16 protein-coding genes are annotated in these 18739 nt (G+C 36.5%); 7 read left to right on the forward strand and 9 right to left on the reverse strand.

The genetic code is table 11. The annotated features are described in order from the left end of the window. Window positions 1-13: 13 nt before the first annotated feature. The 6 genes from B3P23_RS08030 (at window position 14) to B3P23_RS08055 (ending at window position 8590) form a co-directional block, all read left to right on the forward strand. Window positions 14-2440: a 3-hydroxyacyl-CoA dehydrogenase/enoyl-CoA hydratase family protein gene (locus tag B3P23_RS08030; protein WP_293925318.1), complete on the forward strand. Its 2427-nt coding sequence runs from the start codon at window positions 14-16 to the stop codon at window positions 2438-2440. A gap of 27 nt (window positions 2441-2467) precedes the next feature. Next, window positions 2468-3643, forward strand: a complete 1176-nt coding sequence (locus tag B3P23_RS08035; protein WP_293925319.1) for an acetyl-CoA C-acyltransferase — start codon at window positions 2468-2470, stop codon at window positions 3641-3643. Between the two features lie 197 nt (window positions 3644-3840). Continuing rightward, entirely contained in the window at window positions 3841-5619 is a 1779-nt protein-coding gene (locus B3P23_RS08040; RefSeq protein WP_094773215.1) for an acyl-CoA dehydrogenase family protein, read from the forward strand. A gap of 136 nt (window positions 5620-5755) precedes the next feature. After that, on the forward strand, window positions 5756-7012 hold the full coding sequence (locus B3P23_RS08045; protein WP_248755535.1) for a YeiH family protein: 1257 nt from the start codon (window positions 5756-5758) through the stop codon (window positions 7010-7012). Window positions 7013-7347: 335 nt separating this feature from the next. Next, complete coding sequence (locus tag B3P23_RS08050; protein WP_045755211.1) at window positions 7348-7884, forward strand: RNA polymerase sigma factor; 537 nt, start codon at window positions 7348-7350, stop codon at window positions 7882-7884. Window position 7885: 1 nt separating this feature from the next. Next, complete coding sequence (locus B3P23_RS08055) at window positions 7886-8590, forward strand: hypothetical protein (RefSeq protein ID WP_293925320.1); 705 nt, start codon at window positions 7886-7888, stop codon at window positions 8588-8590. Window positions 8591-8700: 110 nt separating this feature from the next. Here the strand turns inward: B3P23_RS08055 and B3P23_RS08060 are convergent, their stop codons facing one another. The 7 genes from B3P23_RS08060 to B3P23_RS08090 form a co-directional block, all read right to left on the reverse strand. Then, the gene (locus B3P23_RS08060; protein WP_293925321.1) at window positions 8701-9267 is read right to left on the reverse strand and encodes a nitroreductase family protein; all 567 of its coding nucleotides are present in this window, start codon (window positions 9265-9267) and stop codon (window positions 8701-8703) included. Between the two features lie 45 nt (window positions 9268-9312). Next, entirely contained in the window at window positions 9313-10572 is a 1260-nt protein-coding gene (gene pepT / locus B3P23_RS08065) for a peptidase T (RefSeq protein WP_094773218.1), read from the reverse strand. A 552-nt stretch (window positions 10573-11124) separates the two neighbouring features. Further along, window positions 11125-11928, reverse strand: a complete 804-nt coding sequence (locus B3P23_RS08070) for a DUF4197 domain-containing protein (protein WP_293925322.1) — start codon at window positions 11926-11928, stop codon at window positions 11125-11127. A 192-nt stretch (window positions 11929-12120) separates the two neighbouring features. Next, the gene (locus B3P23_RS08075) at window positions 12121-12957 is read right to left on the reverse strand and encodes an endonuclease/exonuclease/phosphatase family protein (RefSeq protein ID WP_045752401.1); all 837 of its coding nucleotides are present in this window, start codon (window positions 12955-12957) and stop codon (window positions 12121-12123) included. A gap of 178 nt (window positions 12958-13135) precedes the next feature. Beyond that, entirely contained in the window at window positions 13136-13900 is a 765-nt protein-coding gene (locus B3P23_RS08080) for a glycerophosphodiester phosphodiesterase (protein WP_094773220.1), read from the reverse strand. 344 nt (window positions 13901-14244) lie between these two features. Next, window positions 14245-14892 carry an HD domain-containing protein gene (locus B3P23_RS08085; protein WP_045753849.1) on the reverse strand — a complete coding sequence of 216 codons (648 nt, stop codon included), beginning with the start codon at window positions 14890-14892 and terminating at the stop codon, window positions 14245-14247. Beyond that, window positions 14885-16066 carry a THUMP domain-containing class I SAM-dependent RNA methyltransferase gene (locus B3P23_RS08090; protein WP_045753848.1) on the reverse strand — a complete coding sequence of 394 codons (1182 nt, stop codon included), beginning with the start codon at window positions 16064-16066 and terminating at the stop codon, window positions 14885-14887. The genes B3P23_RS08085 and B3P23_RS08090 overlap by 8 nt, the downstream gene beginning before the upstream one ends. Window positions 16067-16136: 70 nt before the next feature. Here B3P23_RS08090 and B3P23_RS08095 point away from each other — a divergent pair, with 70 nt between their 5' ends. Beyond that, window positions 16137-16511, forward strand: a complete 375-nt coding sequence (locus B3P23_RS08095) for a DUF3127 domain-containing protein (protein ID WP_021187916.1) — start codon at window positions 16137-16139, stop codon at window positions 16509-16511. Window positions 16512-16568: 57 nt separating this feature from the next. Here the strand turns inward: B3P23_RS08095 and B3P23_RS08100 are convergent, their stop codons facing one another. After that, window positions 16569-17561 carry an acyltransferase gene (locus B3P23_RS08100; protein WP_293925323.1) on the reverse strand — a complete coding sequence of 331 codons (993 nt, stop codon included), beginning with the start codon at window positions 17559-17561 and terminating at the stop codon, window positions 16569-16571. Window positions 17562-17569: 8 nt separating this feature from the next. Then, entirely contained in the window at window positions 17570-18739 is a 1170-nt protein-coding gene (locus B3P23_RS08105) for an MFS transporter (RefSeq protein WP_094773222.1), read from the reverse strand.

The following is an 18739-nucleotide window of genomic DNA, read 5'->3' on the forward strand; positions in this document are numbered from 1 at the left end:
AACAATTAAATAAATGAGTAGAAACATTAGAAAAGTAGCAGTATTAGGTTCTGGAGTAATGGGCTCTAGAATCGCTTGCCATTTTGCTAACATTGGTGTAGAAGTATTACTCTTGGACATTGCTCCAAAAGAATTACTACCAGCCGAGACAGCAAAAGGACTTACTTTGGAAAGTAAGATCGTGCGCAATCGAATTGTCAATCAGTCTTTAGAAACGGCTGTCAAATCTAATCCATCTCCTATTTATAGTAAATCTTTTGTAAAAAGGATTGCAACAGGAAATTTTGATGATAATATGTCAGAGATCGCTTCTTGTGATTGGATTATTGAGGTTGTCGTGGAAAGATTGGATATTAAAAAATCTGTATTTGAACGTGTCGAGCAATACCGTAAACCCGGTACTTTAATTACATCAAATACGTCAGGTATTCCGATACATTTAATGACAGAAGGTCGTTCAGAAAATTTTAAAGATCATTTTTGCGGAACTCACTTTTTCAATCCTCCACGTTATTTACCATTATTAGAAATCATTCCTACGCCACATACCAAGGTAGAAGTAGTTGATTTCTTATTAGAATTTGGAGATAAAATGCTAGGTAAAACAGTTGTATTGTGTAAAGATACTCCTGCATTTATCGGTAATAGGATTGGTGTCTATTCCATGTTAGCATTGACACATTTAGTTGAACCGCTTGGTTTGACTGTGGAAGAAGTAGACAAATACACTGGACCAGCAATGGGGCATCCTAAGTCCGCTACTTTTCGTACCGCTGATGTTGTTGGTTTGGATACTTTAGTAAATGTTGCCAATGGACTTGCTCAAAATGCTCCCGATGATGAAGCCAAAGGTGTCTTTCAATTACCATCTTTCATAACCCAAATGGTTGAAAATAAATGGTTAGGTGAAAAAACTAAAAAAGGATTCTACGAAAAAGTAAAAGATGCTTCCGGAAATTCGGAGATTCAATCTCTAAATCTCAAAACATTAGCATTTGGACCACAAGAAAAAGTAAAATCAGCAACTCTTGAAGCAACAAAACAGGTAGAAGATATCCGCAAGCGAATGAAGGTATATGAACAAGGTAAAGATAAAGCAGGAGAATTATTTCGTGCCATGCATTACCCTTTGTTTGAATATGTTTCCAATCGTGTACCGGAGATTACGGATGATTTTTTCCGTATTGATGATGCCATGCGCGCCGGATTTGGCTGGGAGATAGGTCCTTTTGAAGTCTGGGATGCCTTAGGAGTTAGAGAGACTATTGAGAAAATAAAATCAGAAGAAAAGCGCCTCCCTGGTCAACGTGGACAAGTAGCACCATGGGTTCATGATATGTTAGCCAGTGGTTGCGAGTCATTTTATAAGATTCAAAATGGTGTACGCCACTATTATGATATTACCTCCAAATCATATAAACCTATTCCAGGAACAGAAGATCTGATTGTTTTAGATCACATTCGCGATAGTAAGACTATTTGGAAAAACTCAGGAGTTTCTATTATTGACTTAGGCGATGGTATTATCAATTGCGAATTCCATACCAAGATGAATACTATAGGTGGCGATGTGATTCAGGGAGTCAATAAAGCAATTGATTTGGCAGAAAAAGAATACCGTGGATTGGTCATTTCTAATGAAGGGAAGAATTTTTCTGCAGGAGCAAATATCGGCATGATCTTCATGATGGCCGCTGAGCAAGATTACGATGAGCTCAATATGGCTGTTCGTGCCTTCCAAAATACCTCGATGCGTCTCCGCTATTCTTCCATTCCAGTAGTTGTAGCACCATTTCAAATGACATTAGGTGGTGGTTGTGAATTTTCTATGCATGCTGATTTTGTACAGGCGCATGCTGAAACCTATATGGGCTTAGTGGAGTTTGGTGTAGGTGTAATACCAGGAGGGGGCGGTACTAAAGAATTTGCTTTGCGTGCTTCAGATGAATATAAAGACGATCAAATAGTTCAAAATACATTAAAAGATCGCTTTTTGACCATTGGAACAGCAAAGGTGTCAACCTCTGCTGTAGAAGCTTATGAACTAGGTTATTTACAAAAAGGTAAATATGCCATCACGATGAACAAAGCAAGGCTCATTGCTGATGCCAAAGAAAAAGCCTTAGAATTAGCTAATGCCGGATATATTCAACCTGCGCAACGGACAGATATTAAAGTGTTGGGAAAACAAGGTTTAGGTATTGTATATGTAGGAGCAAGTTCAATGCGTGCAGGTAATTATATTTCAGATCATGATAAAAAGATTTCCGAAAAATTAGGAACTGTTTTATGTGGTGGTGAATTGTCGGAACCAACAGAAGTGTCTGAGCAATATTTGCTCGATCTTGAGCGTAAAGCTTTCTTAGAATTATGTGCCGAACGTAAAACCCTCGAACGCATCCAATTTATGTTAACAAAAGGAAAACCGTTGCGAAATTAAAATTTAAATCTCACATCTAAAAAAATTATGGAAGCATACATTGTAGCAGGATATCGTACAGCAGTCGGGAAAGCTCCTCGTGGAGGATTTCGCTTTATGCGTGCAGATGATTTGGCCGCGGATGTAATCAAACATTTGGTCGCATCAGTTCCAAATTTAAATAAAGAAGAAATTGACGATGTAATCGTTGGTAACGCAATGCCAGAAGCAGAACAGGGATTAAACGTAGGACGTTTAATCTCCTTAATGGGCTTAGAGACAGATAAAGTTCCAGGAGTGACTGTGAATCGTTACTGTGCATCAGGACTGGAGACCATAGCTACGGCAGTAGCAAAAATAAAAGCTGGTATGGCTGATTGTATTATTGCAGGCGGTGTTGAAGTGATGTCTGGAATGCCTTTTGGAGGATGGAAAATTGTTCCAAATCCACAAGTGGCCAAAGAAAACCCAGATTGGTATTGGGGAATGGGACTCACTGCTGAAGCAGTTGCCAAAGAGTACCATGTCTCAAGAGAAGATCAAGATGCGTTTTCTTTAAAGTCACATCAAAAAGCAATTGAAGCAATAAAAAATGGACACTTAAAAGATGGTATAGTTCCGATCACAGTAAAAGAAAACTATCTGAAAGATGGCAAAAAAATAGAAACAAGAGAATATATTGTCGATACAGACGAAGGCCCTCGTGCGGACTCTTCGATTGAAGCATTATCTAAGTTACGTCCTGTTTTTGCTGCTGATGGTGTTGTTACAGCCGGTAATTCATCCCAAACCTCAGATGGAGCCGCTTTCGTCTTGGTTGTTTCTGAGAAAAAAATGAAAGAATTAAATCTAAAGCCTATCGCTCGTCTAGTTAGTTATGCCGTGGCAGGTGTTCCCCCAAGAATTATGGGGATAGGACCTATTTTTGCGATACCAAAAGCCTTGGAAATGGCGGGGTTGAACAAAGAGGATATTGATCTATTTGAATTGAATGAAGCATTCGCCTCACAGTCTTTAGCAGTAATTCGTGAATTAGGGCTCGATGAGGAAAAAGTCAATGTCAATGGTGGTGCCATTGCATTAGGGCACCCACTTGGTTGTACGGGAGCAAAATTGACTGTTCAAGTGTTGAATGAGCTGAAGCGTAGAAATAAGAAATATGGTATGGTTACTATGTGTGTAGGAACTGGACAGGGAGCCGCCGGTATTTTCGAATTACTGTAGACCAACAAAAATCAATAGAACCATAGTACGCATGCAGCAGCTTGTTAAAGATGGGATGGATTACAGATCTCAGCATCGATTCAAATAAGTTATTGACAGAATAAGTAAATTCAACAAGAGTAAAAACATTTTTTTAAAAATAGAAGCAAAGAAAGAGGATCAAGTTCTTTAACCTTTGCTCTTTAATCAGAAAAATTATGAGTAACACAATTAAAGGCGGAGAATTTGTCATCAAAGAAACCTCTTACAACGATATTTTTATACCAGAAGAATTTGACGAAGAAGCAAAGATGATCCGTCAGACCTGTATTGATTTTTTAGATACAGAAGTTTTAAATAAATTGGACCGTATCGATGCTCAAGAAGAGGGTTTGATGCCAAGTTTGATGGATAAAGCGGGCGCACTAGGTATGCTAGGTGTATCCATTCCAGAAGAATACGGTGGCTTTGGCAAAAATTTTAATACTTCGATGCTGGTAGCAGATGCAGTAGGAGGAGGGTTCTCTTTTGCAGTAGCATTATCTGCACATACAGGTATTGGCACACTCCCTATTCTATATTATGGTAATGCCGAGCAAAAAGCAAAGTATATTCCTAAATTGACTACAGGAGAGTGGAAAGCTTCCTATTGTTTAACAGAACCTAATTCTGGTTCAGATGCCAATTCGGGTCGTACAGCAGCAAAGTTAAATGCTGCAGGTACCCATTATGTCATCAATGGTCAAAAGATGTGGATTACAAATGGTGGCTTTGCTGATATTTTTATTGTCTTTGCAAAAATTGATGATGATAAAAATTTGACAGCCTTTATTGTAGAGAAAGATTTCGGAGGGATCAGTATGAATCCTGAAGAACATAAATTAGGGATTAAAGGGTCTTCTACCCGTCAGGTTTTTTTCAACGATTGTGAGGTCCCTGTTGAAAATATGTTATCCGAACGCGAGAATGGATTTAAAATTGCCGTCAATATCCTAAATATTGGTCGTATAAAATTAGGAGCAGCAACGATTGGCTCATCTCGAATGGTGATCACGCAAGCTGTTAAATATGCCAATGAACGTGTACAGTTTAATTTGCCTATCTCAAAATTTGGAGCCATTCGTTATAAGTTAGCCGAAATGGCCACCCGTTTATTTGCTACCGAATCAGCAGCATATCGTGCAGGACAGAATATTGATGATGCTTACGAAACTTTAGTTGCCGGGGGTATGGATGAAGCGAAAGCAAAGTTAAAATCGGTAGAACAGTTTGCTATTGAATGTGCTATTATTAAAGTATGGTGTTCAGAGATGTTAGATTATGTTGTAGATGAAGGAGTACAAATATATGGAGGAATGGGATATTCAGCTGAGGCTCCTATGGAACGAGCTTATCGTGACTCCCGGATCAATCGTATTTTTGAAGGTACAAACGAAGTAAATCGATTATTGGTCGTTGATATGCTTTTGAAACGTGCCATGAAAGGTGAAATAGATCTAATGGGACCAGCAACAGCTGTTGCTTCAGAATTGTTGGCTATCCCTGATTTTGGAGAAGAAGATGAAACAGCATTTGCTGCAGAGAAAAAAATTATTGCGAATCTGAAAAAAGCAGGATTATTGATCGCAGGTGCTGCAGTTCAAAAATTAATGATGTCTTTATCTAAAGAGCAGGAGATTTTAATGAATATTGCCGATGTGATTGGTTATGTATATATCGCTGAATCGGCCTTATTAAGGGCAGAGAAATTGTATCATACAAAGGGATCAGAAGTAAGTGCTGATGCTACCGATATGGCTAAGATTTACTTGTATTCAACGGTAGATAAAGTCAATGTAGCAGCTAAAGAAGCACTAAATTCTTTTGCTGAAGGTGACGAATTAAAAATGATGCTAGTAGGACTACGCCGTTTTACTAAGTCGGAACCATTTAATGTGAAAGATGCTCGTCAACGTATCGCTAAGAAATTGATCGATGCAAATAAATATTGTTTTTAGGTTAAACATATGATTATAGGTTTGCAAGTCGTGGTATTTTTACCACGGCTTTTTTATTTGGTAACTTTTTCGTTTGTCTGTTGCCCACAAGGATAATATTTCTAAATTTGGGGTTTCAATATTAAAACCTATTTACATGTCATCTTCGAAATCATTCTCCTTAGCTGAGGATTGGGTAGTTGTTATTTTAGGCTTAGGAATTATTTTCTTAGCTATCTTTGGAGTTATTGTACCCCAACCAAGCTTTAGCTGGAGCAATTTTTCAGAACTTAAAGATCTCGTATTTTCAAATCATAACCTGCAAGCAATTGCTACACAATTTGGACTTGTTTTTATAGTGGCTATTCTGGGAGCGACATTATTAGGCAAATCAGTGAAAAATTTATTAATCGTATTTCCTACCGTTTATATCTTGACTATGCTAGCATTGATCCTCGCAGGGAATGCATTTGTCAAAGATTATAACCTAGAAGCAGTTATTTTTAGTTTAGCCATAGGATTAGCGATCAGCAATTTGTTTAATCTTCCAGATTGGTTTAAGAATGCGTTAAGTACGGAGCTTTATGTCAAGATCGGTTTGATCTTACTCGGCACTACCGTCATTTTTGGAGATATATTGAAAGCAGGTTTTTTAGGACTGATTCAAGCATTAGTCGTTGTGATATCGGTCTGGTATTTTGCTTTTTGGATTTGTAAAAAACTAAAAATTGATAAAGAAATGTCTTTGATGTTATCGAGTGCTGTATCCATTTGTGGTGTTTCAGCGGCTATTGCAACCTCTGGAGCAATTAAAGGAGATAGTAAAAAACTTTCCTATGTCATTTCACTTGTTTTGATCACTGCGATTCCGATGATGATTTTTATGCCTTATCTAGCCGAGCTTATGGGACTATCACAGCAGGTGACCGGTGCATGGCTTGGGGGATCTATTGATACCTCAGGTGCTGTCGCAGCATCAGGTAGTCTAGTTGGAGAAGAAGCTTTAAAAATAAGTACGATAGTAAAATTCTCCCAAAATGTTTTGCTAGGGATTGCTGCATTTGCCATTAGTATTTATTGGAGTTATTCCAAATCTGTCGATGACGAAACTAAAAAAGAAAAACCAACATTGAAAATTATTTGGGAAAGATTCCCAAAGTTTGTGCTCGGTTTTATTTTCGCATCCCTGCTTTTTTCCTTTTTAATCTCTCCCGAAACTAATGCCGAGATTAAAGGAAGTTTAAAATTTATTCAAGGACTTTGGTTTACACTAGCATTTACATCCATTGGATTAGAAACGAATTTCAAAGATCTCTTCCAGCAAGATAATAAAAAGCCCCTCTATGCATTTTTGATAGCGCAAACTTTTAATGTTATTGTTACGCTCATTATTGCACTCCTGTTATTTCAATAAGGCAGATTGAAAAATAGTTTTTAAGATTTATAAAGAAAAAGGAGAACCGACATTCAAGTTATCCTTTTCTATACCTTTAAATCATGTCAACTTATTCACCGTCTTATTGAATTTCTTTACTAAAACATGTAATGACAAGCGAAATAAGACGAATTGTTCAAAAATAAAGATGAATATATTGTTGATGGCTCACCGATATATCAATTCAGAATTATTTATTTTTTAAATTATGATATTTTGTAGTCCAGTTAGATAATATAATTTGGAATGTTTTCTTAATTTTTTATGGAATTCAGTATCTTCAAGCATCAATTTATCAAAGTAATATCCCAAGTATGAGTGAAAAGGAATTATTAATACAATATCGTATAACAGGAGATTTGGATCTTCTGGGAAAATTGTATGCTCCTTATATGTCATTATTGTATGGGGTATGTTTTAAGTATCTGCAAGATGTAGACAAAAGTCAAGATGCAGTTATGCAAATTTTTGAAGAGTTGATTCGAAAATTGCGTATTCATGAAGTTGATAATTTTAAAAGTTGGTTATACACCTTCTCAAAAAATTTCTGTTTAATGCAGTTACGCAAAGGAAAAGGAACTCACTATGTTGACATCGATGAACAAGTTGCAATTGGCAATGATTATCTAGATGAATCAGATCCTAAAGAATGGAGTGAAAGTCAATTTGAAAAATTAGAAAGTTGCATGCTGACTTTAAAACCTGAACAGGAGCGTTGCATCCGTTTGTTTTACTTGGAACAAAAGTGTTATAAAGATATTGTCGCTTTGACGGGCCTCGACATGAATCAAGTGAAAAGCTATATTCAGAATGGAAAGCGAAATCTGAAAATTTGTATGGAGAATAAGTAAAATGGAAAATAATTATCAATTATCCAGAATTCAGAACTACATCAGTGGTTTGATGAATAAAGAGGAAATGTTTCAATTAGAAAAAGAAGCATTAGAAGATCCTTTTTTGCAGGATGCCATTGAAGGTTATCGCATGCAAAAGGGAGTAGATGTGCGACAATTGAGTTTATTGCAGCAGAGACTAAACCGTCGCGTTGAACAAACTAAATCTACACGCAATGCTCAGTTTTACACTTGGCAACGATTGGCTATTGGATCCGCTGCGGGCGTCATTTTTGTCGTATTGATCGCATTTATCTATTTTAGAAATTTTACTTCACCTAGCAGTCGTACGACTGAGGTCGAATTAATCAACCCAGAAAATAAGATTGCTATTGAACCGTTGTTAACTGGTGGAGATGCCTCTCCGATAGGAGGATGGAATGCATTTGAACAGTACCTGCAAAAAAATACACAGGTAAAGGATCTGGGTGGAAAGATTGTAGTTCAATTTAGTGTTGATAAAAATGGAAAACTTACGAATTTTATTTTTGATGGACAGCCAAATGAAACTTTAAAGAAAGAAGTATTAAGGTTGATCGAGCAGGGGCCTAAATGGCAAGGTAATCAAGGGAAATTAATTATTCTTTTTCCTGCTGATGAGCATAATTTCAGTCAAGTCATAATACCGCCACACTGCTTCGGTGTGAAAGAGGAAAGCAAGTAATATCGAAATCTTAACAAAGGTTCAAGAAGATAGTTTTTTATATCACGAAAAAGGAAAACATTTTTTTTAGGATATTAAAAAACTATCTTTTTATTGTTGTACTAACGGTTTTATTCTTCCCAACGTATTTTATCAGCAATAGGAGATCGAATAGGTTCTCTAGCTTCCGTTTCGTGGTGGCCTAAATAGAATAACCCAATGCATTTTTGATGTTCTTCCAACTTTAGGAAGTTTCCTAAATGATTGATGAGCCCCGGAGTTGCCCAATATCCACCTAAGCCCAAGGAATGTGCTGCTAGCCACATATTCTCAATAGCACAGGCCGTAGCAGCCAATTCTTCCCATTCAGGCACATCGCCAGTATAATTAACGATCAATGCAATAGCAACTTTTGATTGTGTAGCCTTCTCACCCATGGTGATTTCTGTTTTTTCCAAGTATTTTTCTGCGGGTGTGACCGCCTTATAAATACGCGAAAGTTCAGTGCCTAGACGAACAAGACCTTCGCCCTTGAAAATAGTAAAACGCCAAGGTTGCGTTCTTTTATGAGTAGGAGCAGCATTCGCCGCTTCTAAAATCGTTAAGATATCTTCTTTATTAACATCTTGATCCGTAAAATTAGCTTGAAAAACAGATCGTCGACTTTGTATTGCTTTTAAAACTTCATTTGATTGCATATATATTATTTTCTTAAGCTTCTGATATGAGTATCAAGTTAATTATTATTTTTCTTCCCAAAGAGCGGCAACATGTAATATTGTTAAAACTGCTTTTTCCATATCTTGTTCCGACACCCACTCTTGTTTTCCATGAAACGCATGTCCACCTGCGAAAATATTAGGACATGGCAATCCCATAAAAGATAAGCGTGAACCATCAGTACCACCGCGTATGCTTCTGCGTTCTGCTCTCATACCCGCTCTCGTAATTGCCTCTATTCCAATTTCCATGATTTGAGGAAATTGATCCAAGATCTCTTTCATATTGCGGTATTGCTCCTTTATTTCAAAAGTATAGCTACAGTTTGGATATTGTTCAACTATATTTTTCGCGATAGATTCCAATTCCGCTTCATGTTTTTGTAAATTTGAGGTTTTGTGATCTCGAATGATAAAGTGGATTTCTGCTTTTTCAACTGTACCAGAGATATTTGTAGGATGCACAAATCCATCTTTCTTGTTGGTACTTTCTGGGGAAAGGCGATCTTGAGGCAAGGCAGCTATAACGGCACTTGCAATTTTTATAGCGCTTTGCATTTTGCCTTTAGCAAATCCTGGATGTACTGAGACGCCATGAATAGTCAATATTGCTCCATCTGCAGAAAATGTCTCATCTTCTATTGTACCTGCTTTCTCACCATCCATTGTATAAGCAAAATCTGCGGCTAATCGTTTCAAATCGGCTTTATCAACACCTCTTCCGATTTCTTCGTCAGGAGTAAATAAAATTTTGATATCACCATGCTTGATTTCGGGATGTTGCATCAATAACCGAGCAGCATCCATGATTTCAGCAATTCCTGCTTTATCATCAGCACCTAATAAGGTTGTACCACTTGCCGTGATGATGTTATTGCCAATTTGATTAGCTAAATCAGGATGATCAGCATATTTGATTATGATGTTATTGTCATCTGGTAATACCAGATCCTGACCTTGGTAGTTTCGGTGAACTAAGGGTTTTACATCTTTACCCGAAGAGTCCGGCGATGTGTCCATATGCGAACAGAAACATATCGTCGGTACTTTTTTATCTGTATTAGAAGGTATAGTTGCGTAGATATAACCATTATCATCCATTGCAGCATCTACAATACCTAAAGCTAACAATTCTTCAACAAGCAATTTGCCTAGGTTTTTCTGCTTCGCTGTTGATGGACAAGTAGGTGAACTTGCATCTGATTGTGTATCTATTTGAACATAACGTTGAAATCTTTCAGATACTGAAAAATCGTTGATGTTGTTGATCTCGAAGTTACTCATATACTTTTATTTCATTAATGTGATCGTACTGTACAAAATTACAAAAAATGTAACCATTAGCGAATTTTGACTTTTATAGTTTAGCATTTGTTAAATCATAATTTATTTTGTAAATTTATAAAACTTAAATTTTGATTTTCAGTATGTTGCGTTTGTTAAGAGCAATGTTTCTTCTCCTCGTTATTGTGCAGTTATTTTTACTCTTGAGTATAGATGATTCCTATCGGGAATTGGTCTATATTGGTCAATTGATTTACTTATTTATTCCCTTATGGGCATTTAGAACATCAAAAAACCGAAGATTTATGAAGAAATCCTTTCAGATATATGTAATTTTTTGTGGGCTTTACAATGTTTTCTTTGCCTTGGTCTTAATGGCAAAACATGTGCAGATAACTCCCTACTTCGGAGCAAATTTGCTCATAAAGTCTATCCTGCTAATGATTGGACTCGTCAGCATATATCAGTACAAAAATTGGTCTAGACTATTTTTTAGTTACATCAATCAAAGACATTTAAAAATGTAAGCAGAACGTAGTGTTCTGCTTCATCTTAGTTTTGATTATCTGCCCAGCCAAATACTTTTGACAATAAATCTGTACTTCTAGATCCACCAATATTTTCTCTGATTTGCAGTTCTTGATCCGCTACTTTTACAAATAAGCCATCAATTGCTTTTTGTGTCACGTAACTCGTCAAATCAGTTTCTACTTTTTTCGAAAATGGAAGGTTATTATAAGCACTAGTCAATTGATTCCAATATCCGGATACATTATTGGCGCCCATTGCTTTGTCGATAACCGGTGAAAATTTTGCAGTTAATTCATTAGATGTATTCGTTTTGAAAAATGTTGTCGCCGCATTTTGATTGCCACTCAATAAGATGTTGTAAGCATCTGTTATGGTCATTTTTGATAGGGAATTAGCAAAAACAGTACCCGCTTCACTTACAGCTGTTTCTGCAGCTCTATTCATGCTGCTTATAAATTGATCACACAAGGAACCCATACCGACTGCTCGCAGTGCTTTTTCAACTTTTTGTGCCTCCGATGGCATTAATATTCTAACAGCAGCATCACCCAAAAAACCATCCTTTGCAGACAAAATATTTACACTATTTTTCAAGCCCTTGCTCAATGCTTCTTTAACACCTAAAGTAGCTTCTTTTTTAGTAATATTTATTGGAGCATTTGCTGTAGTTGTTTTGGTAGTTGTACTATCTGTAGATTTTTTATTTTGATCAGTTATAGCACTTAGGCTTTTTTTTAATTTCGAAAGCCCCTTCGATTGTGCTTGAGAGTGAGTCGCAAATAATAACCCTGAGGCAATCAAGGCGTATGATAAGATATTCTTCATGTCTATTTTTTTTGTAAACTTACAAATTAGAACCTGAAATGACTCAAACGTTTAATAAGGAGACTTATTATTTATATTAACGCTTATCAATAGCAAGCTGGAATAAAACCAAATGTAACTTTAAAAGGAAAGGTAAGTAGCCACCAAAGTGTCAAATTGTGTCAGGTTTTAATCTGACACAATTCAAATCATTTATAATATCAGATCAATCGTCACAGGAAAGTGATCCGACGGAAATTTTCCTTGATAGGTATCCGTCAGTATAGCATAGTCTAAAACCTTTATTTGAGGTACAACAAAGATATGGTCAATGCGTTCTTTAGGTTTGATGCTTTTACCCCAACCATTAAAAGACGAGCTAGGTTCGTAACGGCGAGGGCTCACGGTATAGCTATCAACAACTGTTTTACTGTTTGCCAACGTGAAATAGGCTTCATTATGTTCATCAACATTAAAATCTCCGGTTAAGATCAGTGGCAGATTTCCTGCCAACTCTTTTGCTTTAGCCAAGATTAATTTAGCACTTTCTTTTCTCGCTTCTATACCTACATGGTCAAAGTGGGTATTCATAAAAATAAATGATTTTCCACTTTTTTTATCTTTCAAGACCACCCAAGTACAGATCCGTGGTAATGCGGCATCCCATCCTTTATTCGGTTGCTTAGTATCAGTAGCTGACAACCAAAAGGTACCACTCTTCTTTGCTTCAAAGCGATTTTGATTATAAAATATAGAAGAGTGTTCTCCTTTTTCCGCACCATCGTCACGACCAACACCCACAGATTTAAAATCCGGTAGACGATCCTGTAGGTCCTTTACTTGTTCTATAAATGCCTCCTGTATTCCAAAAATTTCAAACTGATGATATTTGATCAGATTGGCAACAGCATCTTTACGCTCATCCCACATATTTCCGGTATCATGATCATTTTTCTGTCTGATATTATAGGTAGCTACACGCATTTGTTGTGCGATGGAATAGGATAAACCTGTAATTAAGATAAAGAATGTAAAAATAAGTTTTTTCATTAGCATATAGTTTTATGTGTGTAAAGGTCAGGAGTATTTTTATAAACATTTACACGAAGGTTATTATTCAGAAGTTGCGGTCAAGGCATGATAATTAGCCTCAGTCCATTTTAAGCAATGAATGGATCATAGTCAGAATTCATTATTATAAGTTAATGACTATGATCCTTTATACATATTACTTCAGTAAAGTCTTTAACAATTCAGGCTCGTTGGTCGTGATATAATCAATCTTTTGGTCAAGTAGTGATTTCATATCAGATTCCGCATTGACTGTCCAAGCGTTAGTGGTTAATTTCAATGCCTTTGCCTCTTGCAACCAAGTTGGATGTTTCGTGAACACACTCAGGTGATAGTCGATACCTGTCAGCCCATCTTTTTTGATTTGGTCAGGAGCAATATCGCCATTTAAATAGGATACTTTAGCTTTCGGATCCAATTCATGAATCTTTTTACAGGCATCATAACTGAACGCAATATATTCTGTTACTTTTTCAGCTTTTAATTCTTTTACTAACGCAACAGCCTTTTCAGTAGCTTCCAGTGTACGCTCTAACCCTAATTTGTTTGTTTTTAATTCCAAGATTAATTTTAGTCCCTTAAGTTTTAAACCAGCCTTAATAAATTCTTCAAGCGTAGGGATTTTTTCACCATTCGGATGTGTTTTAGCTAATAAATCTTGATATGTGGATGTGGCTATATCAATTCCATAAAAATCGTTGTCATGATTGACCACGAGAATATTATCTTTTGTTAAGTGTACATCGTATTCAGATCCCCAAAGATTAAGCTCTTTAGCTGCCTTTAAAGAAGCGATCGAGTTCTCTGGTAGCTTAGTGTTTTTAAATGCTCCACGGTGAGCAATAATTTTTGTTTGTGCTGTTAATTCGGAAATTCCCATAACGGCCATAGCGGCAAGGATTACTAAAACTTTTTTTTTCATCAGATATATTACTTCGTGAGCTCGTAAGCTCGGTTTGTGACTTAAAAAGGAACGATCATGTGTCTTTTATTTATCTAGACCTTTAAGCGTGATTAGCTCATGATGGTTTCATGCTATAAATCATTTGGCTATTGCCATAATGTTAAATCATGCACCATTCATGACAGATTAAGCAGATTTTTAGTTTGAAATCTCTCCAGTTTCTGGTGAACACTCTTACTTTATAGATTTTTGAAAATTAAATTTAAACAAAAAAAATGGTACCTAGATAATGATCAATCAATCATCTAAAGTACCATTTTTTTATAATCTCCTAATTAAGGAAATATTAAGTTTTATGTATCTTATCTTTTACCTTCCCACTCCGCGTAAAACTCATCTAAAAAAGAAAGCATAAATGCATGTCTTTTTTCGGCAATTGCTTGAGCAGCTTTTGTATTCATTTTATCCTTTAGCAATAAAAGTTTCTCATGAAAATGATTGATTGTAGGTGCTTCAGAATGTTTGTAGCTTTCTTTATCCTGATATTCTTGAACAGCAATATTAGGGTTGTACATTTCTCTGTTTTTGTGTCCGCCATAATTAAACGCTCTGGCAACACCAATTGCACCGATTGCATCTAGGCGATCAGCATCTTGAACGATTTCAAGTTCCTTTGAGTGGAAAGCGATTTCTCCTAGACTTGCTTTAAATGACATGTTTAAAATAATTTTTTGAACATGGTCAATAACCTCCTTATCTAGATCCAATGATGATAAAAATTCACCGGCAACACGCGGACCAATGGATTCATCTCCATCATGGAATTTACTATCCGCGATATCATGAAGTAGAGCAGCTAATTCACAAATTTGGTAATCCGCATCTTCCGTTTGAAGAATTAATTTTGTGTTGTTCCATACGCGTTGGATATGAGACCAATCATGACCAGATTCAGCAAATTTTAATCTGTCCTGTACAAATGCAACCGTACTTTCAATAATCTTATTCATAAATTACTTTTGGTTTTTCTCGAGTTCCCTCGTACAATTCGTATTCTAATAGACGACAATCCAGTTTACCGTTATAAAATTCTACCTTTCTGGAAGCACGTAATCCAATTTTCTTTGCAAGATCAGGATTTCCAGTAAAAATATAACCTCTATAACCCTTGCAGTTTTGTTTTAGAAAGTCACCTACACGTTTATATGTTAATTCCAGTTGACTATGATTACCAAGGCGTTCACCATATTCTGGGTTAAATATAGCAATTCCTTTTTCTTCTTGCGGTACAGTTGTATCTGCAAAATCACAAACTTGAAAATCAATCAGCTGATCTACACCCGCTGTCTTGGCATTCATGATCGCAATATCTACTGCCTGCTGCGAAAGATCCGAAGCTACAATTTTTGGATTTGCTTTTTTGTTGACCTGTTCTTTCAGATTTCTTCTCTCTTGAAAAAACACCTCTTCGTCATACCCTATAAAGTGCATAAACGAATAGTTCATGCGGTAAAGGCCTGGACGACGATTGGTCGCGATCAATGCCGCTTCGATTGCCAAAGTACCTGAACCGCACATTGGATTGACAAAAGACGACTGACCATCCCATTTAGAAGCTAAAATTGTGCCAGCAGCTAATGCTTCTAGCATCGGTGCTTTTCCGGGATGTTTACGGTAGCCATGCTTTGCTAATGTTTCACCAGATGAATCGATGAAAACCTCGGCACGATCATCTTTCCAATACAAATGCACAACAGCTTTATTACTGTCAGAACCTGAGTTAGGACGGATGTCTTTCTTTTCTTTGATACGATCTACAATAGCATCCTTAACCTTCAAATTTGCAAATAATGGCGTAGTGATTGTTTCATTATCCACATTCGAAGTCACAGAGAAATATCCATCAAAAGCAATCAGTTCTTCCCAAGCGATGTTTTTCAATTCATCGTATAGCTCTTGAGGGTTTGATGCCTTAAATTCTTTGATAGAATATAAGATCTGCGAAGCCGTACGCAAGTTTAAATTTAATTTAATCGTTTCATTCAAAGTGTTAAATAATTCTACACCAGTAGAGAATGAACGTTTGATCTCGAAGCCAAGTTCTTCGACTTCTTGTTGCAAATAAGGAGAAAGTCTCTTATTGCAAGTGATGATGATTTTATTGGGGGTGTTGAAAACTTCCATAATATTTGTACAAAGTTAGTTAATCTCTTACTCAAAAAATGCTTATTTTTACGGTTTAATATTTTTGATTATGGAAATTAGAGGAAAAGTACACGAAATAGGTGCTACGCAACAAGTAACAGAGTCATTTAAAAAGCGTGATATAATCGTGGCTTACGCTGAGAATCCGCAGTTTGTTGAATATATTCGCTTTGAAGCTACTCAAGATAGAACATCAATTTTTGATGGTTTAACAGTAGGTGAAGAAATTGAAGTTTCTTTCAATTTACGTGGTCGTCCTTGGACAAATAAAGAAGGTGTAACAACATACTTCAATTCATTAGTTGCTTGGAGAGTTACAAAATTGGCCAATACTGCCGCTTCAGCTCCTGCTCCAGGTTATGCTGAAATGCCAGCTCCAGTTGACTTGTCAGGTTCAAATGACGATGATGATTTACCTTTCTAGTCCTGCGACAATCTAAAATATAAAAAAGCTTCAATTGATTCAATTGAAGCTTTTTTATTAGCCTGAAACGTATTTACCTAGCGGTATCTTACGAATACTATAAGTGAGTAGTATACTGATCAAAAGTGTAATAAAAGTCGCTAATGGAATCTTTAAAAACGTTCCAACTGGTAATATCGGATGTACATAATTTAGTATAAGAATATGACAGAGGTATATACCAAAGCTATATTGGTCGATCCAAATGGCCCATTTAGGAAGTGTCCTACTTTTTGATACGGATTTGATAAAAATAAATAAACTAGCTGCTATAAGAACAGTATTAGGTGATAAGTACCCATATAAAAGAGGGCGAAACTCATGCGCATTCAAACTCATTGTATAGGTAAAATAGGAAGTACCCCATGCGGTAATGATAAAAATACCCAAAAACCACCATTTCAAGGAATCAAAATCTTTTATGTTCAAATAATAACCTAAAATTAAGTATCCCGTGTAGCTAGAGAAAAATGTGAGATCTAATTTAGGCAGATAAGTAGGTAAGTTTTTATTAAAAATAAACAAGGAGACAAACCATAAGATCAGAAATATTTCCAGTTCTTTTGTTGTTGCATGTTGCACTATTTTTTGAAGAAAAGGAATTGCTAGATAAAGACCTATGATCATGTATAGATACCACAAATGTGCATTTGCACCATTTTTAAGTCTATAGACAATCGTTTCAATCAATTCATCTTTCCCTAAATGAATTACATCCGTATTGTAAAAGATGTAAATTATAGTCCAGAAAATAAATGGATAGCAGAGTTTAAGTAATCTTTTTTTATAAAATTCACTTGTATTTTCCTCCTTTGTCAATAGGAGAGCTCCTGAGAGCATCACAAAAACAGGGACAGAAAAGCGTGTAAAACTATTGATTAGGTTGGCATATTTCCAATCAAAACCAGCTATATCAGAGCCATTGAGATAACCCGATGAGGCATGTATCGCAATAACTGCAATAGTTGCAATAATACGTAGGATGCTGATATAGCTGAGTTTGTGTGGCATCTTATCCGTTAGTCTGCAATTGGAATACGATTCTTTTGCACATACTGTACCAAAAATACCAAAGTAAGTAAAGCGCCAATTGTCGCCATACCAACACCTACCAAAGAGGGTGTATTGTAAGCCAGTCCATAGATAATCGGAATACCCCCTAAATAGGCACCTAAAGTATTTCCTAAATTAAAGGCAGCCTGACCACCTGCAGCAGCCAATGTCTCTGCTCCTTTAGCAGTTCTAATTAACATCATCTGCGTTGGAGGACCAATAGTAAATGAAACTAAGCCAGTAATAAAGGCCATGATATACGCAGACCATTGAAATGGAGAGATAAAAAAAACAATGACTAGACATATTGCCATGGAACTAAAACTAGCAATGGCCGCTTTTGTTGGAGAAATGGTATCTGCCAATTTTCCACCTAGAAGATTGCCAAAGAACATGCCAATACCAATTAAAACCATAATGAGTGGCACCCGATTCGCTTCAAGTCCAGATACATTGGTAACTAATGGAGCGATATAGCTGATCCAGGCAAAAAGCCCTCCAGTCCCGATGGAAATAATAGCCATCAGCAACCAAGCCTCACTCTTTTTAAAAAAACTGAGTTGTGCGATGATGTCATTGTGTTTAGAAGATTCAATTTTTGGCAACCACAGATATATCATCATAAATGTAAGCAGACCAAGAGCACTGATGACACCATAAGTAATGCGCCATGAGTAATGATGACCGATATATGTTCCGAGCGGTACACCAGCCAAGTTTGCAATGGTCATTCCCGTAAACATGATCGATATAGCTTGAGCCTCTTTTCCTTTCGGAGCTAATCTTGCAGCAACAACAGACCCTACACCGAAGAATGCACCATGGGGTAAGCCTGACATAAACCGAGAAAGTTGAATCGTAAAGTGAGTTGGTGAAATGGCAAATAATCCATTAAAAATGAAAAATAGAACCATTAAAAACAGCAATACATTTTTAGGCGGGTATTTTCCAGATAATAATACTAACGTTGGAGCTCCAACAACAACCCCTATCGCATATAATGCTATTAAATGGGCAGCGGTTGGAATGTCGATGTTCAAATCCTTTGCTATATCAGGTAAGATTCCCATCATCGAGAATTCTGTCATTCCTATAGCAAGACCTCCAAAGGCCAATGCAATAATTCCTTTATTCAT

It is taken from the genome of Sphingobacterium sp. UBA6320, from assembly GCF_002440335.1.
In the GTDB taxonomy this organism is placed as follows: domain Bacteria; phylum Bacteroidota; class Bacteroidia; order Sphingobacteriales; family Sphingobacteriaceae; genus Sphingobacterium.